This window comes from Haladaptatus marinus (assembly GCF_051194195.1).
In genome coordinates, this window is the sequence record NZ_JBLZNK010000002.1 from 464,204 (window position 1) to 486,498 (window position 22,295).

The window sequence follows — 22,295 nt, forward strand, 5'->3', positions numbered from 1 at the left end:
CTCAAAAATGCGAAAATTAAGGAGAACACCCCGTGGTCTGCTACTTTTTCGTTGCAGCCACTACCGTCGTAACGATATCCCTGGCCTCGGCGACTAACCCGTCAACGTCCTCGCTCTCGGCGTACACTCTAATGTACGGCTCCGTTCCGCTCGGTCGAACCAGCACCCACGACCCGTCCGGCAGTTCGGCTCGAACACCGTATTCGGTTTGCACGTTCGCTTCCGGAAATCGCTCCGGAACGGCCGTCTCCAACCGTTCCATGGTTTCCGCTTTCGCGTCGTCTGGACAGTCGATGCTCACTTTTCGGTACGGTCGTTCGGTGACGTCTGCCCGAAGTGCCTCGATACCGCCAGCATCACCGACGAGTCGTGCGAGCACTGCCGCACTGACGACGCCATCTATCCACCCGCCGAACAGGGTGTGGATATGCTTCCACGGTTCGGCCGCGAAGACGACTTCGGTGTCGTCGTCGCCGTCCGCGAGTGCTGCTGCGATTCCCTCGTGAAGCGCGCCGAGACGGACGCGCTCGACGCGTCCGCCCGCAGCCCGAACGCGCTCGTCGATTCTCGCCGATGCGTTCGGTGTCGTTACGACGACCGGGTCGGCAGCGTCGCTTTCGCTCGTGTAATGCTCCGCGAGAACCGCGACGATCGTGTCTTCGTGAACGACATCGCCGTCACCGTTGACGAGAACGAGCCGATCCGCGTCACCGTCGTGCGCGAGTCCGAAGGCGAAATCGCCGTCGGCGGTGAATTCGGCCAGGTCGGTGAGGGTGTCCGGTGTCGGCTTGCTCGGTCGGCCGGGAAAATGTCCGTCCACGTTCGCGTTGAGCGTGACGACTCGCGCGCCGAGGGCGCGAAGGACTTGTGGGGTTGCCACGCCTCCCATCCCGTTTCCGCAGTCCACGGCGATTCGGAGGCCATCGAGGGGTGCGCCATGCTCTCGGGCGTACTCGATGACAGCATCTCGGTAGCTATCGAGAACGTCCACGTGCGTACTGTCGCCCCACTCGTCCCACGAAAGCGGCGGTGCGTCGTCCTCGACACCGGCGTCGACAGCGCGTTCGGCGTCGCGGTCGTACTCCTGGCCGTCGTCGAACAGTTTGATACCGTTGTCTGTCGGCGGATTGTGGCTTGCCGTGAGCATGACACCGTTTCGTCCCTGCGAGGCAAACGCCAGCGCAGGTGTTGGAAGTTGGCCCGCACGCTGGACGTCGGCACCGGCGCTCTCCAATCCGGCCTCCATCGCCGCGGCGAGGGCGGCACCGGTTTCGCGCCCATCACGGGCGACGACGAACGTTTCACCCGGGCTACCCGCCGACCGTCCGACTGCGAGCGCGAGTTCGGGCGTCACGCGCGAGACGACATTGCCGCGGATTCCCGCGGTTCCGAATAGATTCATACGAGTGGATTTGCTCGTGACTACTTAGGTTCCCTCGATTTTCGTCTCCTGTCCCAGTAACGATATGCGTCAGTCCGTCGTATAGGCTGACATGAATCTGCCAAAATTGACGACGCCACGAGGCGTGTTCGATTACATCATCGGACTTATCATCGTTCTCGCAGCACTCGCTGGATTGTACGTCGTCGCTGTACTTGCCGGCGTCATCACTCCGTGGTTCTGAAAGCGCAGGATTCGGGACGTCAGTGAACGGGCGACGGAGCGTTGCTCACAGTTCGACGCCGCTCGGGATGAGACTGTGCTGACGGAGAAGGTTCCCTTCGCGGTTGTAGACGAGAAACGTGCTCTTGTCGTACTCGACCACGTGGTCGCCATTGATGGCGATATCGACGTGGTAGCGCCCATTCGATTCGTCGGTTTCGTCGCCGAACGCGCGAGCAGCGCGGATGAATTTGAGAACGTCCTCGGCGTCCTCGTTGAGTTCGAGGATGAAATCCCCCGTCGTCCGGTTCGTTACGCTCACCACGCCCGTTGTCTCGGGGTCGTCCAGACTTGCCTGCAAGCGAAACGTCACGTCCGTCTCGTCGGCTTCGAGCAGTTCACCGTCGAGACCTGTGAGGCGCTCGCGGAGCGTCGAAGACGGCCCTTCGAAATCAATGATTACCGTCGGCTTACGGGGAGTTCCGTCCGCATCAACCCAGTCGATATTTTCGACGTCCAGTGTGAAGTAGTCGCGCCTCATTCCGTACGCTCGCCTACGTTCTCGCGTCTCATGAACGTAACGCCATGAGACGACACGTCACGTTATGACTTCCCGAACCACGGTTCGCCATCCTTTCGGTGAACTGTTTGGTTGGTGGAGACTGAAGCTATCCAGCCATGATTTAAGTACCCACACGCTAATGAGAGTCACGAAACAGTATATGTCACGCGTTCGATGGGGTGAAATCAGCCGACAAAGCCGAGACCGTCGCGTGATGGACAGTAAAATTTTATGTCAGATTGAATATAACTGGACTGACCGTCCGCGTCCGGGAGTTTCGGCGAACGATTCGCCGTACCGTCGAGATGCTTCAAGATTCGACCATTTCGGTCGGGGAGTACAGTCCGGGGGAACACGGCTCACTCATTATGTTTACCGGCGTTCCAGGGTATCGCGAAATCGAACGTTATTGGGTGACTGCGCCGTTTGCGTTCGTTTCCATCAACTACGATTCGGACGCGAACGAGCATCTGTACTACGTGGTCGAACCCGAACTGGACGAGTTCGAGGCGCAACTGCTCTACCGACTCTTCTCGGATCTGCGCGAGTCGCTTATCTATCGACGATAGATGGGCAACAAGACGGCGGAAGGCGTCCTCCGCGATGAACGCCGGAAACTGCTGGAGGTGTACGGGGTCGAAGTGGACGCCGCAACGTTCTACCATCTCTTTTACTATCTCTTCCGCGCGTTTCGTGGCTTCGGCAAACTCGACCCGCTCATGCACGACCCGCACATCGAGGACATCTCGTGTGACGGCTACGACCTGCCGTTGTTCGTCTATCACGACGAGTACAACGATATCGAGTCGAACGTCGCCTACGGCGAGCAGGAACTCGACAGCCTCGTCGTTCGCCTCGCCCAGCAGTCCGGTCAACACGTCAGCGTCGGCGAACCCGTCTTGGAAGCCACCCTGCACGATGGCAGTCGTGCGGAACTCGCGCTCGGCAGGGAAGTCAAGCCGCGCGGGTCGGCGTTCACCATCCGAAAGTACGCGGACGAACCGTTTACGCCGGTCGATTTGGTGAACTACGGAACGTTCTCGCTCGACTAGATGGCCTACCTTTGGTTGGCCATCGAGAACAACAAATCGCTCATTTTCGCGGGGGGAACCGCCTCCGGCAAAACCACCTCGATGAACGCGACTTCGATGTTCATCCCGCCACGCTCGAAGGTTCTCACCATCGAGGACACGCGGGAGTTGACCCTCTATCACGACAACTGGCTTTCGTCCGTGACCCGCGACCGACTCGACGAGGGTGCAGATATCACGATGTACGACCTGCTTCGCTCCGCCCTCCGCCACCGACCCGAATATATCGCGGTGGGAGAGGTTCGCGGACAGGAGGCAATGACGCTGTTTCAGGCGATGAACACCGGCCACACGACCTACTCCACGATGCACGCCAACAGCATCCAAACCGTCATCAACCGCCTCGAAAACGAACCCATCAACGTGCCGAGGGCGATGATTCAGTCGCTCGACATCCTCTCCATCCAAACGCTCACCTACGTCGGCGAGGAGCGCGTCCGCCGGAACCGAACGCTTGCCGAAATCAACGGTATCGACCAGCGAACCAGCGATCTGGACTACTCGACGGCGTTCTCGTGGGACGCCGCAACCGACACCGTTCGCAACCGCGACAGCGACGTACTCGATGAGATTCGGGAAAATCACGGCTGGTCGCGTTCTCGACTGTTGTCGGAACTGCGCGACAGGAAACTCGTCCTCCAGTATCTCCGCGAAAACGGCGTGACCGACTACCGCCGGTTCACCGCTATGGTCAACGAGTATTACGCCGACCCCGAGCGAGTGGTAGCGAAAGTCGAGCGAAACGTCGAAGGCGATGTTTCGGAGTTTGACTAATGGGACTGCTCAACTTCGTTCCACTCGCTTTCGCGCTCTTTCTACTCGCGCCCGTTGCGCTGTCCCCTGTCAGCAAGATGGCGTACCGAACCATCACCCGGTTCTCGCTGCAAACGTTCGGCACGTACGTTCGGGATAGCGGTCGAAACGGTCTGCGGTGCTGCGGTCGGCCCACGTCGGTGAAACCTATCGGCTGTACGCGTCGAAAGCGTGGGTGTATGCGGCATTGGCGGCGGTATCGGGGAGCATCATCGGCGTTTATCTCGCCGGATTGGTGCTGGCACTGCTTTCGGTGTCGCCCGAAACGGTTCGCGAATCGCTCCCGTCGCAGTTCGCGTTTCTTACGAACCTGCTTTCGGTTCCCAACCTTTCGCTCGGCGAACTGTTCGTCCTGCTGTTGTTCAGCAGTGCGACGGTCGGTCTCTTCGGCGGCGTCATGACCTACTGGCTTCGATGGGAGACGCCGTCTCACCGAGGTGATGCCCGTGCTCGACAAATCGACGCCAGTCTCGCGCGAACCGTGGCGTTCATCTACGCCCTCTCGCGGAGCGGGATGGCGTTTCCCGAAATAATGCGAACCCTGGCGCGAAACCGGGAAGTGTACGGCGAAACCGCGGAGGAAATCGCCGTCGGCGTGAAGGCGATGGATCTGTTCGGCCTCGACATGTTGACCGCCATCCGCCAGATGGCGAGACAGTCGACGAGCGAGAAGTTCGAGGAGTTCGGCGACAATCTCGCCAGCGTCCTTAAAAGCGGGCAAAGCCTTCCTTCCTATCTGCACGACCAGTACGAACGCTATCAGAAGGATGCGAAAGTACAACAGGAGGCCTTTCTGGAACTGCTGGCGACGTTGGCGGAAGGCTGCGTTTCCCTGTTCGTCGTCGGTCCCCTCCTCATCCTCATCACCATCCTCGTCGTCATCGGATTGATGGGCGTCACGGACACGCTCACGATTCTCTACTTGATGGCGTATCTGTTCATCCCGCTCGGCAACGCCGGGTTCGTCGTCTATCTCGACAGTATCACTGAGTCCTTGAGCGTCAGAAAAGAAACGCGAGAGCTCCTGACATCGAACCCGCTCGACGTACGCCGATCAAGCGACCCTGACGCCGGACGTGCGGTGAGCGACGGTGGCGTTTCGACCGTCAACGTCGAGCGACTGGCGGCTTACGACCGATTCAAAGACGTTCGAGGTGCGCTCTCCGACCCGTTTCGAGTCGTCCGCGAACAGCCGACTGCCATTCTCTACGTGACGATTCCGCTCGCGCTCCTCTCGGTTCTGATCCGTCTGGGCACCGAATTCACGGCGGGAACGGCAACGCTCGCGTCCGCAGATGACACTGTGGTGCTAGCGACGCTGTTCGTCTTGGCGACCTTTTCCGTCGTCCGAGAGATGAAACGACAGCGAATCAAGGCAATCGAGGCTGCGGTGCCCGACCTGCTCGACCGACTCGCGAGCGTCAACGAGGCAGGGATGACGGTCGTCGAGAGTTTTCGCCGGGTCGCCAACAGCGACCTCGGCGTGTTGAACGCGGAGCTGCAGCGCGTGTGGCGCGACATCGAATGGGGAACCGACGCCGCAACCGCACTCCGCCGGTTCGAGCACCGGGTCGATACGCCGATCATCACGCGAGTCGTGACCCTCGTGACGAACGCGATGCACGCAAGCGGTGATGTCGGTCGCGTGCTCCGAATCGCGGCGGACGAAGCGCAGGCATCCCGGCGACTCAAACGACAGCGGACACAGGAAATGATGACCTACCTCATCATCATCTACATCTCGTTTTTCGTCTTCCTCGTCATCGTCGTGGCGCTGTCAGCGATTCTCATGCCCGCGCTCGAAAATCTCCCCGAAGCGAACGCGGGCGATAACGTCCCCGCGGGTGGAAGCCTCGGTGGTCTCGGGAACATCGCTGGCGTGGATTTCGACGCTTACCGACTCGTCTTCTTCCACACTGCGCTGATGCAAGCCCTCTTTTCGGGCTTCGTGGCGGGCAAGATGGGCGAGGGAAAAATTCGGGATGGTGCAAAACACGCGACTGCGATGCTCGCAATCGCCTACGTCGTCTTCCTCGCGCTCCAGTTTTTCCTTCATCCGTAGCCTTTCACCCGCAGGACATTTCACTCCCGGCCCGAGAGTTGGGATATGGAGCCGAACAGGGGTGACGTTCAGGCCACCTACGACCGAATCGCGGCGCATTTCGCCCAAACGCGGGAGTACGCGTGGCCCGAAGTCGAGTCGTTTCTCGATGGACGAAAGGCCGACACCGCCCTCGACCTCGGGTGTGGCAACGGACGGCACGCGGAACTGCTTTCTTCACACGCAAAGCGCGTCATCGGCGCGGACGTGAGTTCGGGGTTGTTGGTAGAAGCCATCGCCCGTGCGCAGGAACGCGGTTTCGACGTTGACCTCGTCCAGTGCGATGCGGCACGAATTCCGCTTTCGGCGAATCGCATCGACCTTGCGGTGTACGTGGCAACGCTTCACCATCTGCCAACCCGCAAAGCACGCGTTAGCAGCCTAAACGAACTGGCCCGCGTTCTTGCCCCGGACGGCGTCGCACTGGTCAGTGCGTGGAGCACGGCCCACGACAAGTTCGACCAGGAGGAGGCCTTCGACACGACGGTCGATTGGACGCTCCCCGGCGGCGAAACCGTTCCGCGATTTTACCACATCTACTCACCCGAGGAATTCCGTGCGGATGTCGCGGAAAGCGCGCTCGTTCCCGACGACGTGTCGATTTCGAGTGGGAACTGTTACGCCGTGGTTAGTGGACGGAAACAGTAACACCCTTAAACCGGCATGCACAATTCGGAAATGCGCACCGGTGGTCTAGTGGTAGGACCTGAGCCTTCCAAGCTCATGGCACGGGTTCAAGTCCCGTCCGGTGCATTCTAAACTACTGCTTTCCGAGTGGTTTCTCCAGCGTGTGTTACGAGGACACGAACTACTTTACGACGTTATCGCCTAGCTATACTGATGGGTTCCGACTCCATTTCGCGGATTCACTTCGTCGCCGCGCAACTCACGGTCATCATCGCGGTCATTCACCTCTCGTTGGGGGTGCTCAATTGGACTCGATGGCTGATGGCCGGTTTTCTCGTTCCGCGTGACTTACGCTGGCCCCTGTTCGTTGTCTCGGGAGCAGCGATGATCATCGGACTGTTCGTCGCGGCAGCGGGACGCTACCGCAGACTCCTATACGCCGGTGGAATCGTCCTCATGGCGGGTTACATTCTCGGCTACTTCGGCTGGCATCTGAGTGGTCACCGACCACTGCTCTTACTCGGGGCGGGAACACAGCACCGCGGCCCACTCCTGCCGTTTTTACTCGACCACCTCCTTGCCGGGCCGGTGGTGTTCCTCGCGCTCGTCTCCGAATTCGCGCTTCTCGTGCTGTTGCTGTATCTGCTGGTCACGGAATCGGGGACGAGACGGATTGTATCGCGCGGTTCACCGTGAGCGGAGTCCGATGACAATGACAACTAAGGGAAATGATTCGTTAATGTCGGTCGAGAGATGACGAACCCCGAAACCATCGAAACGTATCAGTCGGTTGCCGACGAGTGGGTGCAGTTGCTCGCATGCTCCTGATTACGTGACAACTCGCGTCTCGCCAGTCGCCTTCACCGAGAAGGTAAACGGCACCTGGCCTTCCGCGTCGGGGACACGCCACCACCCATCGTCTCCCTGTTCCATCGCCGAAAACTGCTGGAAGCACGAGAACGGGAACTCGTGGACGAACTCGATTTTCAATCCTGCCGCGGCGAGCGCGGAAACGACCTCGCCGAGACCGTGTTGCCACTCGATAGCGGTAGTGTTCTCGATATCCGCTTCCCAATCCGCGTAGGTGCCTTCGACTTCGTAGCGCGTTGCGCCTGCTTCGAAGTACGGGTGCTCGAAGTCGGCAGTCCCGTCCGATCGGAGGTCGGCGAGCGTCGTCCCGAACGGATGTATCTCCGCCATGTAGAAGGTGCCACCCGGTGCGAGAAACTCGGCGATGACTTCGGCCCACTCGTCGAGGTTCGGTAACCACGCGAGGACGCCGTAGGAGGTGAACACTACGTCGAACTCGCCATCGAGTTCGTCGGGAAGGTCGTAGACGTTGGCTTCGACGAACTCGGCGTCCATCTCGGCCTCGTCGGCGAGTTCGCGCGCCAATTCGACGGCCGTCTCGGAGAAGTCAACGCCGGTTACGGTCGCACCTTTCCGCGCCCACGAAAGGGTATCGAGTCCGAAATGGCACTGGAGGTGGAGTAGCGTTTTTCCGGTCACGTCGCCAAGTTCGTCCAGTTCCAGCGGTTCAAGGGTCGTTTCGCCGTCGAGGAATCGTTCTACGTCGTAAAATTCGGTATCCGGATGATATTCGGCGAGTTCGTCCCAGCGTTTTCGATTCGTTTGCAGAAAATCGTCCGTTGAGGATGTGCCGTCGTCGGACATGTGGGGACGTTCGTGTGAGAGCGCAAAGTCATTCGGGTGCGGGGGAAGGCGTTATTGTTCGAGCAGAAGTCACGATTCGCGTAGACATTTCTACACCAGCACGCGCGCGAGTCCGCCGATCGTCCCCGCGAGGAGCGGAATCGCGACCACCAGGGCGGTAATCTGACCCATTTCGAGCGCCGGAACGAGCGACCCGTAAAACGCCAGCAGAGCGACGAACACGAGGAGCGAGAGAACGCCGAAACCCAGTCCGGCGAGAACCCCGCGTTTCCAGTTCTTCGTCGGAAGGCTGACCAGCGCACCGCCGATGAGCAGGCCAATCCAGTGTATCCACGCGAGAGCGAGGCCGATGACGACACCTGCACCGACTGCTAACCAACGCCGGTTCGAATCCGCTCGAAATTCCACCAGTCGATTCATTGTTCGCCCCCGTCGAACGCCACCGCTACGTCGCCGCGAATTTCGAGCGGCATCGGTTTGTACTCGGTGTCCGCCCACGCTTCCAGTTGGTCGCGATAGTGGTCGGAGAAGTAGTCGCCCGAGTTACCACCCGGTAGGATGGCCTCCGACTCGCCGCCCATCGGGCAGATCATGCGCCAACTACTGCCGACCGCAGAATCCACGCGATAGTTGTTCACGGTGTGACTCGACCCGTCCGTCGGCAGTTTGGGGTAGTTCAAAAACGATTGGTCGAACGGATGCGTGATGGCTCGGGTCGTATTGTAATCGCCGAACGTCTCGTACCCTTCCTGGTCAATCGTCTCGATGGCTTTTCGGAGGGCACGAACCATCACAGACTTCCGTCCTTCGCCGTCGAACCATCGTCCTCCTTCCAGGTTTGCCAGCACCCAGTCGCGAGGATAGTAGCTTTCGTCCAACCCTGCTCGTTTGAACTCCTCGGCGAACGTTTCCTCTCGAAACGCATCGAACCAGTGGACGAACAACAGAGCACCCCGAGAGTCGCGCTCCATCCGTCGGTTCCAGTTCGACAGCATTTCGACCGCCGACTGGAGACCGTTCGTTCCACGTGCAGCATCAAGCAGTTCCGGCACGAGGTTTCGGGCGCGGATATCGAGCGTGTCGTCCTGAATCCGTTTCATCGTCCTCCCGTCGATAGTGCCGGATTCGACCTCCTCGTCCAGCAGTTCGTAGATTCGTTTCCCACGATAGGGACTGGAGTAGCCCTCGGAGAGATACGGGTCGTCCGTCACCCGTTGGTTCGCGGTCGCCAGCATATCGGGATTGATGACGTGCGGTTTCTCCTCGAACGGGACGAACCCCTCCCACGACGAGACGCCGAATGGGGTGAATCCTTTCCACTCGCCGTCTCCTGCGGAACCATCGAAAATTCGATTTCCGCGAACCTTCTCGCCGTTCACCATCCGACGCGGAATCCGTCCCGTGACGTAGTAGAGTGTGTTGCCCGATACGTCCGCATATACGAGGTTCTGCGTCGGCAGGTCGAACTGTCGAGTCGCGGCGAGGATATCGTCCATGCCCTTGCTCTTGCTGTACCGGTAAATCGCTAGCGTCGTCTCGGTGGCGGTGTGGCCAGTCCACGCGACACCGACGCGATGACCGTCGCGTTCCAGCATCGGCCCGTGAACCGTCTTTCTGACGGTCATCCTCTGATTCTCGCCATCTGCGACTTCGATTTCTCGCTGTTCGGTGTCGAACTCTCGCCACTCGCCTCGGTAGCGATAGCGGTCGCCGTCCGTCTCGTACCGATAGAAGTCGATAACGTCCGCCCCCGTGTTCGTAAATCCCCACGCCCCGGCCTGGTTTTGGCCGATGACGACGAACGGAACTCCCGGAAAGGTGACGCCGCGAACCCGTGTTTCGCCGACTTCGAGGTTCATCTCGTACCAAACTGGCGGGGCCATCAGGTTGAGGTGCGGGTCATTCGCAACGATTGGTTTGCCGTTTTTAGTGTGTTTTCCGGAGACGACCCAGCTGTTCGACCCGATTCCGTGGTCGCGTTCGAACTCGCCCAGCCAGTCGAGCAGGGGCGTTCCGACCGAATTTCCCGCCGGAACCTCGGCGGATGGTTCGCCGGACGAATCGAACTGATTCGTGGAATTTTGGGTGTCACTTTCATCGTCTCGAATGATGGGCGAATCGTGGTCGAGCCGCGCGGGATAGAGATCTTCGGCTGCTTCTCGTCCGAGCATTTTGGCAACCTTCGCCCGCCGAAGGGTCAGAAAGCTCCCGGTCAGGTTCCACGAGATCTGTTTTTCCATCAACATCGTGTCCGCGGGCGTCCACAGGTCGGGTTCGTACTCAAGTAGGGAGAATTCGAGCGGAAGGGATTCGTTCTCGATGTGCCTGTTGACGCCGTCGGAAAAGGCGCGGACGAGTACGCCGGTTTCGGTGTCTGAGACGTGATTCCATGTCGCTTCCGCCGCGCCCGCGAAATCCATCCGGATGTGAAACTCGTCGGTCGATACTGCCGCCTCGCCAACGAATGCGGCGACTTCGCCGCGCATCAGCCGTCGCTGGAGGTCGAGTTGAAACAGTCTGTCTCTCGCTTGCGCGTAGCCGACCGCAAAATAGAGTGCCTCCTCGCTATCCGCGGTGATGTTCGGAACGCCGTCCGCGTCGTACCGAAGTGTTGCGGAGCCATAGGGACTCTCGACCTGGGAATCGGGGCGGTCTGTCGCCCCGTTCCATGCCGTCCCACTCAAGGGAGCGAACCGTCGGAGATAACTCCGAACCGGCGATAGCGCGCCCCCGGCGACGGTTCCGCCGAGAATCGCCCCGACGAGTGCCCGCCGCGTGATATCCGTATCCATGTATCGAACTGTGAGCGAGCCGATATAAATAACCGTATCCCGGTCGATACGATGCGGACTCGACTTCTCATTTCCACGGATTCGTCACGAGATCGGTTTGTACGTCGCTGCCGACTTCGATTCGGCAATCCGCCCTTGCCCGCGCGATACAGAGCAGGACGTATCCGTCCTGCTCGAACTCGCTTTTCAGTCCGCGCGGCAGTCGAATGTGTTCGACTTTCCCTTCCAGCAATCGGCCGGTACAGGTCGCACACGCGCCGGTTCGACAGCCAAAGGGAAGGCCGATTCCGGCCCGCTCCGCCGCGTCGAGAATCAACTCCTCGTCCTTCGCGCAGACGGTTTCCGTTCGCCCATCTCGTCCTCGCCACTGGAATTCGATTCGGTGACGGCCGCTCACAGCCACACGTCGCTCGTGCAGTCGCCGTCCGGCCATCTGATTTCGTGTGCTCGGGCCGGGCCGTTCGGCATCCCGCCGAAATCGACGAGGAAATCCTCATCCAGGGTCATCGTTCCTTTTCTCGGATTTACGTCGGCTTTCAGCATCACGGAACCGCGTTCCGCCTCCTCGGGATAGAACTGGTTGTCCCACGTCGAGAACAGCGACGTAGTCCAGTAGAGTCGCTCGCCGTCGATGGATAGCTGAAGCATCTGCGGCCCGGCGATGACTGGCCTGTCGTCTTCACCTGTCGGGTGTCGCGGGCCGAACAGGCCGCCCGCCCAGAGTTGGTCGGCGAGTCGGGGGTTCGCCGGGTCGCTCACGTCGTACATTCGTACGTCACCGTGGAGCCAGTTCGAGAAGAACAGATAGCGGTCGTCCATCGAAACGAGGAGGTCGGTGATGAGACCCGGCACGGGCATGTCCCAATCCTCGTGCTCGCGGGGTTCCACGTCGATGACCTTCTCCGCGAACCACTCCTTTTCGCGTTCGTAGAAGTGGAACATGTTCGAGGAAAGCGCCGCGCCGACGTAACCGTGCACCGCTTCAGGACTGTGCAGGAATCGAACCTCCAACGGAATCATGCCGTCCTCGCCCAAATCGAGCGTCTGTTCGACGGTTCGGTTCGTCCAGTCCCAGAGGTGGAGTTTATGGCCGTACTTGCCTGCCTCAACGTCTTCCAAGTCGAAGCCGGGATAGTACGTCTTCGGCGCGGCCCACTCCGAAGAAACCATCACGTTGTGTCGGGGCTGATACCAGAAATCGTAGTTCATATCGATTTCGCCCGGCGGGTCCCAGCGACCCTCGATTTCGAAGTCGTCGTTCAGTTCGAGGAATCCCCCCGGCAGGTCGCCGTCCTTGTTTCCGAGCATGGAGACCAATATCTCGCCATCAGGAATGCAGTGGACGGTGTGCGGTGCCGAGAGGTCGTACTCGTACACTTCCTCCGGTTCGATGACGTTCACGATCTCCGGGCTCTCCCGATTTTTCGTATCCACGATGTGCAATCGGGACGACCGCTGGCCCGGAACGACGAGATGGCGTCGCTCCAACCCCTCGACGTGGCAGGACGACGAACAGGCGTTCCAGCCGAAGTGGTGCAGTTCGTCGCCCTTGTTCGGCATCTCCACCCTGTCGATGACCTCGCAGTAGGTGTCCGAGTCCGGGTCAACGTCTACAACGGACAAAAAGTCCGGTGCGTCAACGTCCGTGCCGACGTACAGCGACGGAACATACGCGATTTTCTCGCGCTCGGCCTCCTCGATGGCAGCCTGTGGTGTGGCGTATCCCGGCCCCTCTACATCGTGGTGTTCGTGATGTTCGTGCGCTTCGCTTTCGGATGATTCGGTATCACTCATGCTCCCTTCCCCCTCGGGGATGTGCTACGATAGCGAAGGGTGTGGTGTGACGGGTTGCGGCAATAATTGCCTAGAAGTGATGGCGGTCGTTCGGACGAAGCGACACGCACGATTTTTGTGGCTTTTCGTTAACCTAGGAGAGGTATTTGATGAGTAAGTACAGTACGATTAGACTGACAAATATCGCCATGAGAAGTCCTGGAAAACCACCTGGGAGAGACATAGGATAGAATCCTCCTGTTTAATAAATGATATTTGTGTTATACTCTACCTATGCTCTGCGTTTATCGCGAATACGAGAGCCACCGCTACGAACGATATTGTCAGTGTATGTAGAAATGAAACAGAATCGAAGTCAGACGTGGCTTACTCGTACAGCCACTCGGCGTCGATTTTCTCGTAATCGACCAGTTCGTCCTCGTCGAAGAACAGGTCGATTTCGCGCTCGTTGGCGCCCTCGTCCTCGTGGTCGGAGCCGTGGATGACGTTCCGGCCGAGGTCGAGGCCGAAGTCGCCGCGGATGGTACCCGGGGCGGATTCGGCGGGGTCAGTTTCGCCCATCATGCGGCGAACCTGCTGTGTCGCGTCCTGTCCTTCCCAGACCATCGCGAAGACTGGGCCGGAGGTGATGAACTCAACGAGGCCGTCGAAGAACGGCTTGCCCTCGTGTTCACCGTAGTGGTCGTGGGCGAGTTCCTCGCTGATCTGCATGAACTTGCCGCCGACCATCTTCAGACCGCGGTCTTCGAATCGGGAAACGATTTCGCCGATGAGGCCGCGCTGAACGCCGTCCGGCTTGACCATCACGAAGGTTCGCTCGCTCATTCGCTACCACTCTCTGCTTGGCCGTCCGCCGTCCATTCGAGGTCGCGCGGTTCGCGACCGAGGTCGGCGTTCTTCTCGCATTTGCTGGAGCAGTAGTGGATGGTCGTTCCGTCCGTGCGGACGAACATCGTTCCCGTACCGGGTTCGATGTCGTCGCCGCAGTAGTCACACTCTCGCGTTTGTGGCATTATTGTCCTCCGATGGAGTCTGCCTCGCGTGCGGTCTCACGCAACTGAAGCACGTCGCCCTCGCGGACGGGGCCGAGACAGTTACGCGTAATGATACGCCCTTGATTCTCTCCCTCGCGGATGCGGCATTTGACCTGCATGGCCTCGCCGTGCATCCCCGTCTTACCGACGATTTCGATGACCTCGGCGGAGGTGGAGTCCTCCTGTCCGGTCTCTTCAGCACTCATCGTCTACCACCTCACCGAAGTTCCTCGACCTTCGAGGCGATGTCGTCCACATCGTCGCTGGCTTCGCCAGCGTCCACGACGGCGGCGGCGGCACTGCCGACTTCGAGGCCAGCCGCGTGACCGACATCGTCCTGCGTCTCGACGAAGATGAAGGGAATTCCCTTCTCGTCGGCGAGTTCTGGCAGGTGCATGACGATTTCTTCCGGCTGAACGTCTTCGGCGACGTAGATGAGGTCGGCGTTGCCGCGCTCGACAGCCTTGGTCGTCTCGTTCGTTCCTTTCTTTACGGTTCCGGTGTCCCGTGCGACCTCGAGCGCGTCGAGCGCTCGGTCTTGGAGGTCGGCTGGGACGTCGTAGTTTACGTATACTGGCATGGTTGTTCACCTTTCCTACGCGTTGGCTCAGGCTCCCCTGCCGGATGAGTCCTGTGCGGCTAGGAGCATCATCAACCCCGCGTAGGTTGTACCCTTGAGTTGATGATGCCCCCATAAAAACGCTTTCAAATGAATGACGGAGTGACACGCTTGCACATGCGGTCGTGGCGGCGATTTCGGAGGATTATTGATCGGCGACGAAATCGTTCGACCACTCGTCACGAAGCAGTCCGTAAAAAAGCGTATCTCGATACTCCCCCTGTGAGAAGATGTGGTCGCGTTCGATGTCAAACAAGCTTGCTTCGCCGATTGGTTTGCCGTCGCGACAGACGATGAAGTTCGCGTCGCCGTTGTTCGCGGCGATGGAATTCTCGTAGAACTCCTCGACTTGTTCCCGAGTTTGTGGCAGAACGAACATGAGCGACGTCCGAAGTTCCGTGTCGATTCGAGCCTGCTGAAGGAACTCTACGTCCTCTTGTTCGGTCGTTCGCAGTTCGACTCGATCGCCGTGGAGGAAGACAGGGCCGGGCATATCGAGAACGATACCAAGCATTGACAAAAACGTTTCAGTTCACAAATCCAAGTACAAATTACGAACGGCAACCTCTCCGACGAATCCGAATGAGCGTTTTGAGGATTCGGCGCGTACTAAAGACGGATCATGAGTGGGGGAAACGTGGGTGAGGAGCATGAGCATCATCACCATCCGGCACCGGAGGACTGGCCGCGGGGATTCGGCGAAGCGTCGTGGTGGCCGTTCGTCTCGGCATTCGGCGTCGCAGGACTGTACGTGGGTGCAGGGCTGTACGTCCTAAGCCACGGCGGGAACGACTACGTCTCGCCACTGTCGAGTGCGGCCGTGTTCGTCGCTGGGACGGTTGTCTTCCTTGTCGGTCTGTATGGGTGGCTGTATCACGGCTTCGTTGACCGCTACTGGAGTTACGAGGGGGCTGGCGGGACGAAACTCCGGTGGGCGATGGTGCTGTTTCTCATTACGGAAGTGGCAACCTTCGGCGCGGGATTCGTCTACTACTTTTTTATCCGCACAGGAACGTGGCCACCGACCGGCCAAACCATCCCACCGCTGATAAATTCGCTCGTCCTCATCAACACACTCATCCTCGTTACGAGCAGTGTCACGCTTCACTTTTCACACGTCGCGCTTCACCGGGGCAAGCGGCGACAGTTCGTCGGCTTGCTTGCCCTGACGGTCGTTCTGTCCTTCGTTTTCATCGGCGGTCAGGTGTACGAATACTACGAGTTCATCACCCACGAAGGGTTCACGCTCACCTCCGGCGTTTTCGGAAGCGCCTTCTTCGGCCTGACCGGGCTTCACGGCCTTCACGTGTCACTCGGAATCGTCCTCATGACGATATTGCTCGGTCGCGCCCTCATCGGGCAGTATAACGCCGAACGGGATACATCCATCAGCACGGTTTCGATGTATTGGCACTTCGTGGACGCCGTCTGGATTTTCCTCGTCGTCTCCATTTACGCGGGTGCATCGCTTACAGGATGAACGTCGATATATTATCACCACCACAAAGCATTTATTCAATACTTTTCACAGTGCAACAATCGAGATCCCCGCAACACAGCGCGAGCGGGTTGGCGCCATCACCTAACCCCACCTCGCCTTTGCTCCTGACCGTTCACCGTACTAGCGAAGAGAAACATCCTTGCGATGGTCGAACCAATCGCGAGTATGGACGTATCGTCAGTAGCGAGTGTCCTTCGTGACGAGGCTCGACGAACGAACGAGAGACGAGTGCTCGTCCTCGCTGGCGACCGCGACGACGGATACGACCTCGCCGAAACCGCGCTCGATACGGCGGGAGTTTCGTTACGAGAGACGGTTCAAGTCGGCCCACGGCGCGTACTCGACTGCGAGCAGGTTTCCCAGCATCGTGCCGGAAACCTGCTCGGGACGACTCACGAGGCAATCGTTTTCGACGCTCACGACGAACTCCACCCGAACGCCCTGGGTAGAGTCGTCGGCGCGATAGATGGTGGCGGTCTGTTCATCCTCCTCACACCACCGCTCGATTCGTGGTCGAATCGACGGGACGAGTTCGACGGAACGCTGACCGTCGAGCCTTTCTCCATCGAGGATGTCACCGGGAATTTCCGGGGACGCTTCGTCGCAACGCTCCGCGCGCATCGCGGAATCGCCATCGTGAATGTTGATGTGGGCATCGTCGAAAAAGACGGAATAACCAACCCAGCGCCGAGACTCGGGAATCGAGCGCGCTCGGTTCCCGACAGCGAGTTTTCGGACGGCCGTCCCTCGACTCCCGCTCAGCAAGAGCGAAAGTTCCCCACCAGCGCCTACGAAGCCTGCCTCACCGACGACCAGATTTCGGCGGTGAACGCGCTCGAATCACTCCACGAGCGAAACCGAGCAGTCGTCGTGGAAGCCGACCGGGGGCGGGGCAAATCGAGTGGTGGCGGAATCGCCGCCGGATGTCTCGCCGGAGACGGCGACGACGTGCTCGTAACCGCCCGAAACTACCGGAGCGCCCGCGAGGTGTTCGTCCGTGCGAAAACTACGCTCGACGAACTGGGTGAACTTGCCGACACCGACCACGACCCACCGACGCGAATCGAATCGACGGCGGGGGGCGTCGTTCGATTCGAGAAACCCACGAAAGCGGTCGAGGAAGATGCTGACGTGGTGATAGTTGATGAGGCCGCGTCGCTCTCGGTCGGTCTGCTGGAGCGGTTTCTCGGGTTTCAGCGCGTCGCGTTCACGACCACCGTTCACGGCTACGAAGGTGCTGGACGCGGGTTTTCCGTACGGTTTCGTGACCGACTCGCCGAAAGCGACTACGAAGTCATCGACGTGACTATGGTCGAACCGATTCGGTACGCGCCGGGCGACCCTGTCGAAGTATGGGCGTTTCGCGCGCTCGCGCTCGACGCTCGTCCTGCGGTTGACCCACTCGTAGTGAACGCGACGCCCGATGAGGCCACCTATCGGCAACTCGATGCAGATGATCTGCTCGCGGACGAGAACCTGCTTCGGGAGACGTTCGGCTTGCTCGTCCTCGCACATTACCGTACCGAACCGGCAGACCTCGCTCGACTGCTCGACGCGCCGAACGTGGCTGTCCGGGCGCTCTGCTGGGACGGTCACGTCGTCAGTGTCGCCCTGCTGGCCCGGGAAGGAAACCTCCCCGTGGATGTGCGCGAACACATGTACGATGGCGGGCGTGTGAAGGGCAACATGCTTCCCGACGTGCTCACGACACAACTTCGGGATTTCGAGGCCGGGATTCCAGCGGGCCTGCGCGTCTTGCGAATCGCCACCCACCACGCAGTTCGCTCGTCCGGTTTCGGGTCACGCCTCCTTCGAGAGATTCGATCGGAATTTTCGTATCTCGATTGGCTGGGAACGGGATTCGGTGCGACACCCGAACTTCTTCGATTCTGGCGCGAAAACGGCTACCGGACGGTGCAGCTTTCGACCACTCGAAACGACGCCAGCGGGGAGTATTCGGCGCTCATGCTCGACCCACTCAGCGACGCCGGACATGACCTATACGACCGCCACGCTCGACATTTTTCGGAACGAATCGGGTCGGTGCTTTCGGATGCGCTTTCGGAGATGGAACCGGACGTGGTGCGAGCGGCACTGCGAGCGACCGCTGTCGATATTCCCCTCTCGCTTTCGGATTGGGAGTGGCGATTGGTTGCCGCCAGCGCCTTCGGCCCGGGACAGTTCGACCACGGCCCCGCGCCGTTTCGGCGTGTCGTCCTCAAACACCTCATCGACCCGGCGGACACCAATTCGGCGGTGTTGACCCCGCGACAGGAGCGCCTGTTGGTACGGAAAGTCCTACAAGCTCACGAATGGGTCGATGTCGCGAACGAACTCGGGTTTCACTCGACGGGCGAAGCCATGCGTACGCTGGGAACAACGTTTCAGCCGCTCGTGAACCTGTACGGAACCGAATCTGCGCAGGAAGAGAAACGTCGATACATCGACTAGTCGAGCCGTTTGTCGCGGGTCGTCACTTTCGAACTCCTCGTAATCACGTATCGGCTCATCGTTTTATGTGCCCGCCGGAGCCGTTTCGAGAGGGCTTGGGGCGTGATATCGAGTTGTTTGGCCAGTTCGCTCAGATTCGCTTTTCTCGGAACGTCGAAGTAGCCCGCTTCGAGTGCAACCATCACCGCGATTCGTTGTTTCGGCGTGAGCATGAACTCCCCATCGACCGTCGGAGCCTCGGGTGCGTACAACCGCTTGAGTTCGACCGAGACGTTACGACTGTTCAAGTTGGTTTGTAGGGTAGAGAGGTTTTCCGGGGAATTGAATCGGATTTGAAAGTCCCAGCCCTGTCGAACAGCGGTTCCGGTGAGTATTATCGGGTCGGCTTTCAATACCTGTTCCACGGTTTCTTTCGTCTCCTCGGACCACCGAACGCTGTAGAGCGACCCACCATCCAGGTCACTGATTTTTGTCACCTCCGTCGTGGTCGGGTCGTCCTGCAGCGCTTGTTGAACAGTGGTGCTTTCACCGCCGACGACCCAGATGTAGGGCATAATTCGTTTTTCTGGGTTCACTACCACCTGCTCCAGTTCGACGACTAATCCGGGAATCGATTCGAAAGTTTCCGAAAGCCCGAATTCGTCCGTCGGAATCGTTAGCTCGGCGATTATCGTCATTGTATCACAAACCTCTAACCCGGGTCGGCACCGCTGGGGACATTCAGTTTCTGTCGGGTTCTACGAGAACTCGACCACTACTGAAGACCACTATTTCACACCCGCAGTATGTAAAGTTAATCCGCCCTCGATTCCGTGACGCGCCGTTGTAGCTGTCGGAGAACAGTGCGTCCAATGCATCGACGCTCACAGTATCGTGGAGCGGCGGCATCTCAGAAATCGGTATCCCTGTTGCGTTTTCGACCGCAATAATGACCCCATCGGTGACGTTTTCGTCGCTCTCTATTTCGTAGACGTATTCGGCGCGTTCCAGAATCTCACTCGTGTCCATGAGCAACGAAGTTGCCCAACTGTCCTGAAGAGGGGGGTTATTCTCGAAACTAGTTTAAACCACGTCGAACCGTGATGTCGAATAAGCTGGAAACGGTACAACCAACCAATGGACTGTGCCGAAGACGACTGCGAGAACGAGGCGGCAGTTCGCCTCCACATCCCGTGGGGCGAAAATCGAGACGTTTGCACCGGACACGCGAGAGTGCAGGCCCGGCAGGACGGCGTCGTCGCCGAACCACTCGACGACATGGATTGGCTGTAGCGAACACGAATTTCCGGCCCGCTTCGCTGCCCAATTTCCCACGCGGCCACGAGCGTGAAACTCGCCGGGATGGCTCGTCCCATCCTCGTGGCCACTGGCTATTCGAAATTCGAGAGAAAACGCTGTCTGGTTGCTCGTCTACTCGTGCGTGAAGTACGTCACCGTCTCGTCCCCATCTTCGCTATCCACTCGCACGAATCCAACGCGCTCGAACTGCACGATCTCGTCCACATCGGTGTCCGCGAAGTCGGGTTCTGCGGAGCCTTCCACGTCGCCGTCCATGGTTCGCATTCGGACAGGGACATTTTCCTCGGCGGGCACCCAATGAATCACGTCCACACCGTCGTCACGAACCGCGCTGATGTCGTCGCCCGTGTACTGGAGGGCGTCGCGGGTGTGCTGGAAACATCCGAGCCCTTTCAGCCAAATTCGGTCGCCGTGCTCGGGGATGTCCCCCGATTCGATGAGAACCGCCTCGCCTGCTGGGATTGTGCGTGTGCCCCTGTCCTCGTGGTCGGGATGAACCGGGGGTTCCGCGGTTTCGGGATGCTCGCCGATGAGGGGGTATTCCACCCCATCGCGGACGAAAAAGAAGCGCGGCGCGTCGTCGTCCACCAACTCGCGGTTGTTGGCGTAGATGGTGCTCATGGCCAAATCAACGTTGCTCGTGGAGGTGCCGAGTCCTACCATCGCCTCCGTGATGGCCTCGCCGCGAATTCCCCGCCTGCGGACGCTCTGGAGCGTTGGGGCGCGCGGGTCGTCCCAGCCGTCTAATTCGCCCTTTTCGATGAGTTCGCCGATGGTCGAGGTAGACATCTTGATGTCATAGTCGTCAATCTGTACGTGCCCCCAGTGGATGACCTCGGGATACTCCCAGTCGAAGTAGTCGTAGACGAACCGCTGGCGCTTCGCGGAGTCCTGCAAGTCGATGCCGCGGATGATGTGCGTGATGCCTTTCAGATGGTCGTCGATGCCGGATTGGAAGTCGAGCATCGGCCAGCATCGGTACTCCGCGGCTTCCTCTCGAGGATGTGGCGTGTCGATGATTCGGAAGGCCACCCAGTCGCGCAGAGCGGGATTTTTGTGCTCGATGTCCGTCTTCACACGAAGCACCATCTCACCGGAACTGTACTCCCCGGCAATCATGTCCTCGAATTCGGACATCGTCGTCTCGATATCTTTGTCGCGGTGTGGACACGGTTTGGCGTCGTTTTTCAGGTTCGAGAACTCTTCGCCCGAACAGGAACAGGTGTACGCGCCACCCTTTTCGATGAGGTCGCGAGCGTGGTCGTAGTAAATTTCGAGGCGGTCGGAGGCCTTCATCACCTCGTCCGGTTCGAAGCCGAGATACTCGACATCCTCCAGAATATCGTCGTAGGCGTCCATGTTGGGACGTTTCGTCTCAGGGTCGGTGTCGTCGAACCGAACGAGGAACCACCCGTCGTACAGGTCTTTGTACGTCCCAATGACGGCAGGCATCCGGCCATGGCCCATGTGCCACGGGCCGTTTGGATTCGGCGCACAGCGCATCCGGACTTGGTCGTACTCTTCGGCGTTCGGCAGGTCGGGGAGCACCTGGTCGTCCTCCTCGTCCTCGGCGTCGAGTTCCTCGACCAGTTCGGGGTCGAGTTCGGCGAGTCGCTCCCGCTTCCCTTCGGTGTCCAACTGATTCACCTGTCCGATGACCTTTCCGGCGACGCCCGGAATCTCGCTTCCGTGCTCGCGGAACGCGGGATTTTCGCCCATGAGCGGCCCCATGATGGCACCGACATCCGCGTCGCTGTCGTGTTTCAGCGCGTTGAACAGCGCGTGTTTTTCCGCCTCGGTTTCGATTCGGGCGCGCAAGTCGTCGTCCATTGCCGAGTGCTTTGTCGGTCGGAATGAAAAACCCCGCTCTTCCGAAGCGGTTCGCTTGTCGTGAAGCGTCGGTGCGAACGTGGAAAAATAGCTGCGAATCGGGTCATTTCCCGCTACGAATTCACTTAGCTGCTAGCCGTCGCGTCGCCGCCGTCCCCACCGCTGGCGTCGTTCGTGTCTTGGTTGTTGTTATTACAATCGCCGTGAGGGCAGATGATCTTGTTTTGGTCATCAGGCCCGTTGCCGGCGTTGTCCTCTACGGTGCCGCCGTCGCCGCCGTCACCGCCGCGAGCGACATTTTTGTCCCCACTTTTCTTATTAGGAACGTCCTTTCCGTCGGAATCGCAGTGCTTGTTCTTGTCCTTGTTATGATCTTTGCAACCGGGGTGGTCACTTGGCGTTGCGGCGACCGATGCAACGCCGACGCTCGTGACGAGCGCCGCAACAGTAGCCACTATCAGTATGAGTTGTAGTGTCCGTTTCATGCTTTCTCCTCGGATGGTT

The 22,295-nt window shown here is 59.4% G+C and carries 23 protein-coding genes, 1 tRNA gene and 1 pseudogene; 9 read left to right on the top strand and 16 right to left on the bottom strand.

What is annotated here, in order from left to right:
- Window positions 1–40: 40 nt before the first annotated feature.
- The gene (locus ACN2TU_RS04465) at window positions 41–1,402 is read right to left on the bottom strand and encodes a phosphohexomutase domain-containing protein (protein WP_435153302.1); all 1,362 of its coding nucleotides are present in this window, start codon (window positions 1,400–1,402) and stop codon (window positions 41–43) included.
- 91 nt (window positions 1,403–1,493) lie between these two features.
- Here ACN2TU_RS04465 and ACN2TU_RS04470 point away from each other — a divergent pair, with 91 nt between their 5' ends.
- Complete coding sequence (locus ACN2TU_RS04470) at window positions 1,494–1,625, top strand: hypothetical protein (protein ID WP_435153303.1); 132 nt, start codon at window positions 1,494–1,496, stop codon at window positions 1,623–1,625.
- A 45-nt stretch (window positions 1,626–1,670) separates the two neighbouring features.
- On the opposite strand, the gene ACN2TU_RS04475 is transcribed toward ACN2TU_RS04470, so the two are convergent.
- On the bottom strand, window positions 1,671–2,144 hold the full coding sequence (locus ACN2TU_RS04475; RefSeq protein WP_435153305.1) for a DUF5793 family protein: 474 nt from the start codon (window positions 2,142–2,144) through the stop codon (window positions 1,671–1,673).
- Between the two features lie 260 nt (window positions 2,145–2,404).
- Between ACN2TU_RS04475 and ACN2TU_RS04480 the strand changes: the two are divergent.
- From ACN2TU_RS04480 to ACN2TU_RS04500, 5 genes and pseudogenes are all read left to right on the top strand, one after another.
- Window positions 2,405–4,030, top strand: a pseudogene (locus ACN2TU_RS04480) (type II/IV secretion system ATPase subunit).
- A 157-nt stretch (window positions 4,031–4,187) separates the two neighbouring features.
- Entirely contained in the window at window positions 4,188–6,131 is a 1,944-nt protein-coding gene (locus tag ACN2TU_RS04485) for a type II secretion system F family protein (protein ID WP_435153307.1), read from the top strand.
- A gap of 45 nt (window positions 6,132–6,176) precedes the next feature.
- The gene (locus ACN2TU_RS04490; protein ID WP_435153308.1) at window positions 6,177–6,818 is read left to right on the top strand and encodes a class I SAM-dependent methyltransferase; all 642 of its coding nucleotides are present in this window, start codon (window positions 6,177–6,179) and stop codon (window positions 6,816–6,818) included.
- A 34-nt stretch (window positions 6,819–6,852) separates the two neighbouring features.
- Window positions 6,853–6,923: transfer RNA gene (locus tag ACN2TU_RS04495), tRNA-Gly, on the top strand.
- A gap of 87 nt (window positions 6,924–7,010) precedes the next feature.
- Window positions 7,011–7,493 carry a hypothetical protein gene (locus ACN2TU_RS04500; RefSeq protein WP_435153310.1) on the top strand — a complete coding sequence of 161 codons (483 nt, stop codon included), beginning with the start codon at window positions 7,011–7,013 and terminating at the stop codon, window positions 7,491–7,493.
- Window positions 7,494–7,625: 132 nt separating this feature from the next.
- On the opposite strand, the gene ACN2TU_RS04505 is transcribed toward ACN2TU_RS04500, so the two are convergent.
- The 10 genes from ACN2TU_RS04505 to ACN2TU_RS04550 all read right to left on the bottom strand — a co-directional run bounded on the left by ACN2TU_RS04505 (window position 7,626) and on the right by ACN2TU_RS04550 (window position 15,203).
- Window positions 7,626–8,471: a class I SAM-dependent methyltransferase gene (locus ACN2TU_RS04505; protein ID WP_435153311.1), complete on the bottom strand. Its 846-nt coding sequence runs from the start codon at window positions 8,469–8,471 to the stop codon at window positions 7,626–7,628.
- 90 nt (window positions 8,472–8,561) lie between these two features.
- Entirely contained in the window at window positions 8,562–8,891 is a 330-nt protein-coding gene (locus ACN2TU_RS04510) for a hypothetical protein (RefSeq protein ID WP_435153313.1), read from the bottom strand.
- Window positions 8,888–11,263, bottom strand: coding sequence for a penicillin acylase family protein (locus ACN2TU_RS04515; protein WP_435153314.1), 2,376 nt, complete (start codon window positions 11,261–11,263; stop codon window positions 8,888–8,890). The genes ACN2TU_RS04510 and ACN2TU_RS04515 overlap by 4 nt, the downstream gene beginning before the upstream one ends.
- 67 nt (window positions 11,264–11,330) lie before the next feature.
- Entirely contained in the window at window positions 11,331–11,660 is a 330-nt protein-coding gene (locus ACN2TU_RS04520; RefSeq protein WP_435153316.1) for a 2Fe-2S iron-sulfur cluster-binding protein, read from the bottom strand.
- Window positions 11,657–13,057, bottom strand: a complete 1,401-nt coding sequence (locus ACN2TU_RS04525; RefSeq protein WP_435153318.1) for a selenium-binding protein SBP56-related protein — start codon at window positions 13,055–13,057, stop codon at window positions 11,657–11,659. The genes ACN2TU_RS04520 and ACN2TU_RS04525 overlap by 4 nt, the downstream gene beginning before the upstream one ends.
- A gap of 366 nt (window positions 13,058–13,423) precedes the next feature.
- Window positions 13,424–13,882, bottom strand: coding sequence for a nucleoside-diphosphate kinase (ndk, locus tag ACN2TU_RS04530; protein ID WP_435153320.1), 459 nt, complete (start codon window positions 13,880–13,882; stop codon window positions 13,424–13,426).
- Window positions 13,879–14,070: a 50S ribosomal protein L24e gene (locus ACN2TU_RS04535; RefSeq protein ID WP_435153321.1), complete on the bottom strand. Its 192-nt coding sequence runs from the start codon at window positions 14,068–14,070 to the stop codon at window positions 13,879–13,881. Before ACN2TU_RS04535 ends, ndk begins: the two co-directional genes overlap by 4 nt.
- Window positions 14,070–14,297, bottom strand: a complete 228-nt coding sequence (locus ACN2TU_RS04540; protein ID WP_049970866.1) for a 30S ribosomal protein S28e — start codon at window positions 14,295–14,297, stop codon at window positions 14,070–14,072. The genes ACN2TU_RS04535 and ACN2TU_RS04540 overlap by 1 nt, the downstream gene beginning before the upstream one ends.
- A gap of 11 nt (window positions 14,298–14,308) precedes the next feature.
- Window positions 14,309–14,671: a 50S ribosomal protein L7Ae gene (rpl7ae, locus tag ACN2TU_RS04545; RefSeq protein ID WP_435153323.1), complete on the bottom strand. Its 363-nt coding sequence runs from the start codon at window positions 14,669–14,671 to the stop codon at window positions 14,309–14,311.
- A gap of 184 nt (window positions 14,672–14,855) precedes the next feature.
- Window positions 14,856–15,203, bottom strand: a complete 348-nt coding sequence (locus ACN2TU_RS04550; RefSeq protein ID WP_435153325.1) for a GNAT family N-acetyltransferase — start codon at window positions 15,201–15,203, stop codon at window positions 14,856–14,858.
- Between the two features lie 129 nt (window positions 15,204–15,332).
- Here ACN2TU_RS04550 and ACN2TU_RS04555 point away from each other — a divergent pair, with 129 nt between their 5' ends.
- Window positions 15,333–16,190: a cytochrome c oxidase subunit 3 gene (locus ACN2TU_RS04555; RefSeq protein WP_435153327.1), complete on the top strand. Its 858-nt coding sequence runs from the start codon at window positions 15,333–15,335 to the stop codon at window positions 16,188–16,190.
- 186 nt (window positions 16,191–16,376) lie between these two features.
- On the top strand, window positions 16,377–18,662 hold the full coding sequence (gene tmcA / locus ACN2TU_RS04560) for a tRNA(Met) cytidine acetyltransferase TmcA (protein ID WP_435153329.1): 2,286 nt from the start codon (window positions 16,377–16,379) through the stop codon (window positions 18,660–18,662).
- On the opposite strand, the gene ACN2TU_RS04565 is transcribed toward tmcA, so the two are convergent.
- Window positions 18,659–19,339, bottom strand: coding sequence for a helix-turn-helix domain-containing protein (locus ACN2TU_RS04565; protein WP_435153330.1), 681 nt, complete (start codon window positions 19,337–19,339; stop codon window positions 18,659–18,661). The genes tmcA and ACN2TU_RS04565 overlap by 4 nt on opposite strands.
- A gap of 43 nt (window positions 19,340–19,382) precedes the next feature.
- The gene (locus tag ACN2TU_RS04570) at window positions 19,383–19,670 is read right to left on the bottom strand and encodes a HalOD1 output domain-containing protein (RefSeq protein ID WP_435153331.1); all 288 of its coding nucleotides are present in this window, start codon (window positions 19,668–19,670) and stop codon (window positions 19,383–19,385) included.
- Between the two features lie 108 nt (window positions 19,671–19,778).
- Between ACN2TU_RS04570 and ACN2TU_RS04575 the strand changes: the two genes are divergently transcribed.
- Window positions 19,779–19,934 (top strand): DUF8014 family protein, encoded by a 156-nt coding sequence (locus ACN2TU_RS04575; RefSeq protein WP_435153333.1) that lies wholly within the window; start codon window positions 19,779–19,781, stop codon window positions 19,932–19,934.
- Window positions 19,935–20,072: 138 nt separating this feature from the next.
- Here ACN2TU_RS04575 and ACN2TU_RS04580 read toward each other — a convergent pair whose 3' ends face one another.
- Both ACN2TU_RS04580 and ACN2TU_RS04585 read right to left on the bottom strand, forming a co-directional pair.
- Window positions 20,073–21,791: a glutamate--tRNA ligase gene (locus ACN2TU_RS04580; RefSeq protein WP_435153335.1), complete on the bottom strand. Its 1,719-nt coding sequence runs from the start codon at window positions 21,789–21,791 to the stop codon at window positions 20,073–20,075.
- Window positions 21,792–21,916: 125 nt separating this feature from the next.
- The gene (locus ACN2TU_RS04585) at window positions 21,917–22,276 is read right to left on the bottom strand and encodes a hypothetical protein (RefSeq protein WP_435153337.1); all 360 of its coding nucleotides are present in this window, start codon (window positions 22,274–22,276) and stop codon (window positions 21,917–21,919) included.
- Between the last annotated feature and the right edge of the window lie 19 nt (window positions 22,277–22,295).

Bases quoted from the DNA above. Each gene is read 5' to 3' on its own strand.
- ACN2TU_RS04575 (WP_435153333.1), top strand. From the start codon at position 19,779: ATGGACTGTGCCGAAGACGACTGCGAGAACGAGGCGGCAGTTCGCCTC.
- ACN2TU_RS04580 (WP_435153335.1), bottom strand. From the start codon at position 21,791: ATGGACGACGACTTGCGCGCCCGAATCGAAACCGAGGCGGAAAAACAC.
- ACN2TU_RS04535 (WP_435153321.1), bottom strand. From the start codon at position 14,070: ATGCCACAAACGCGAGAGTGTGACTACTGCGGCGACGACATCGAACCC.
- tmcA (WP_435153329.1), top strand. From the start codon at position 16,377: ATGGACGTATCGTCAGTAGCGAGTGTCCTTCGTGACGAGGCTCGACGA.
- ndk (WP_435153320.1), bottom strand. From the start codon at position 13,882: ATGAGCGAGCGAACCTTCGTGATGGTCAAGCCGGACGGCGTTCAGCGC.
- ACN2TU_RS04550 (WP_435153325.1), bottom strand. From the start codon at position 15,203: ATGCCCGGCCCTGTCTTCCTCCACGGCGATCGAGTCGAACTGCGAACG.
- ACN2TU_RS04510 (WP_435153313.1), bottom strand. From the start codon at position 8,891: ATGAATCGACTGGTGGAATTTCGAGCGGATTCGAACCGGCGTTGGTTA.
- ACN2TU_RS04470 (WP_435153303.1), top strand. From the start codon at position 1,494: ATGAATCTGCCAAAATTGACGACGCCACGAGGCGTGTTCGATTACATC.
- ACN2TU_RS04505 (WP_435153311.1), bottom strand. From the start codon at position 8,471: ATGTCCGACGACGGCACATCCTCAACGGACGATTTTCTGCAAACGAAT.
- ACN2TU_RS04500 (WP_435153310.1), top strand. From the start codon at position 7,011: ATGGGTTCCGACTCCATTTCGCGGATTCACTTCGTCGCCGCGCAACTC.
- ACN2TU_RS04465 (WP_435153302.1), bottom strand. From the start codon at position 1,402: ATGAATCTATTCGGAACCGCGGGAATCCGCGGCAATGTCGTCTCGCGC.
- ACN2TU_RS04540 (WP_049970866.1), bottom strand. From the start codon at position 14,297: ATGAGTGCTGAAGAGACCGGACAGGAGGACTCCACCTCCGCCGAGGTC.
- ACN2TU_RS04525 (WP_435153318.1), bottom strand. From the start codon at position 13,057: ATGAGTGATACCGAATCATCCGAAAGCGAAGCGCACGAACATCACGAA.
- ACN2TU_RS04475 (WP_435153305.1), bottom strand. From the start codon at position 2,144: ATGAGGCGCGACTACTTCACACTGGACGTCGAAAATATCGACTGGGTT.
- ACN2TU_RS04565 (WP_435153330.1), bottom strand. From the start codon at position 19,339: ATGACGATAATCGCCGAGCTAACGATTCCGACGGACGAATTCGGGCTT.
- rpl7ae (WP_435153323.1), bottom strand. From the start codon at position 14,671: ATGCCAGTATACGTAAACTACGACGTCCCAGCCGACCTCCAAGACCGA.
- ACN2TU_RS04585 (WP_435153337.1), bottom strand. From the start codon at position 22,276: ATGAAACGGACACTACAACTCATACTGATAGTGGCTACTGTTGCGGCG.
- ACN2TU_RS04515 (WP_435153314.1), bottom strand. From the start codon at position 11,263: ATGGATACGGATATCACGCGGCGGGCACTCGTCGGGGCGATTCTCGGC.
- ACN2TU_RS04555 (WP_435153327.1), top strand. From the start codon at position 15,333: ATGAGTGGGGGAAACGTGGGTGAGGAGCATGAGCATCATCACCATCCG.
- ACN2TU_RS04570 (WP_435153331.1), bottom strand. From the start codon at position 19,670: ATGGACACGAGTGAGATTCTGGAACGCGCCGAATACGTCTACGAAATA.
- ACN2TU_RS04490 (WP_435153308.1), top strand. From the start codon at position 6,177: ATGGAGCCGAACAGGGGTGACGTTCAGGCCACCTACGACCGAATCGCG.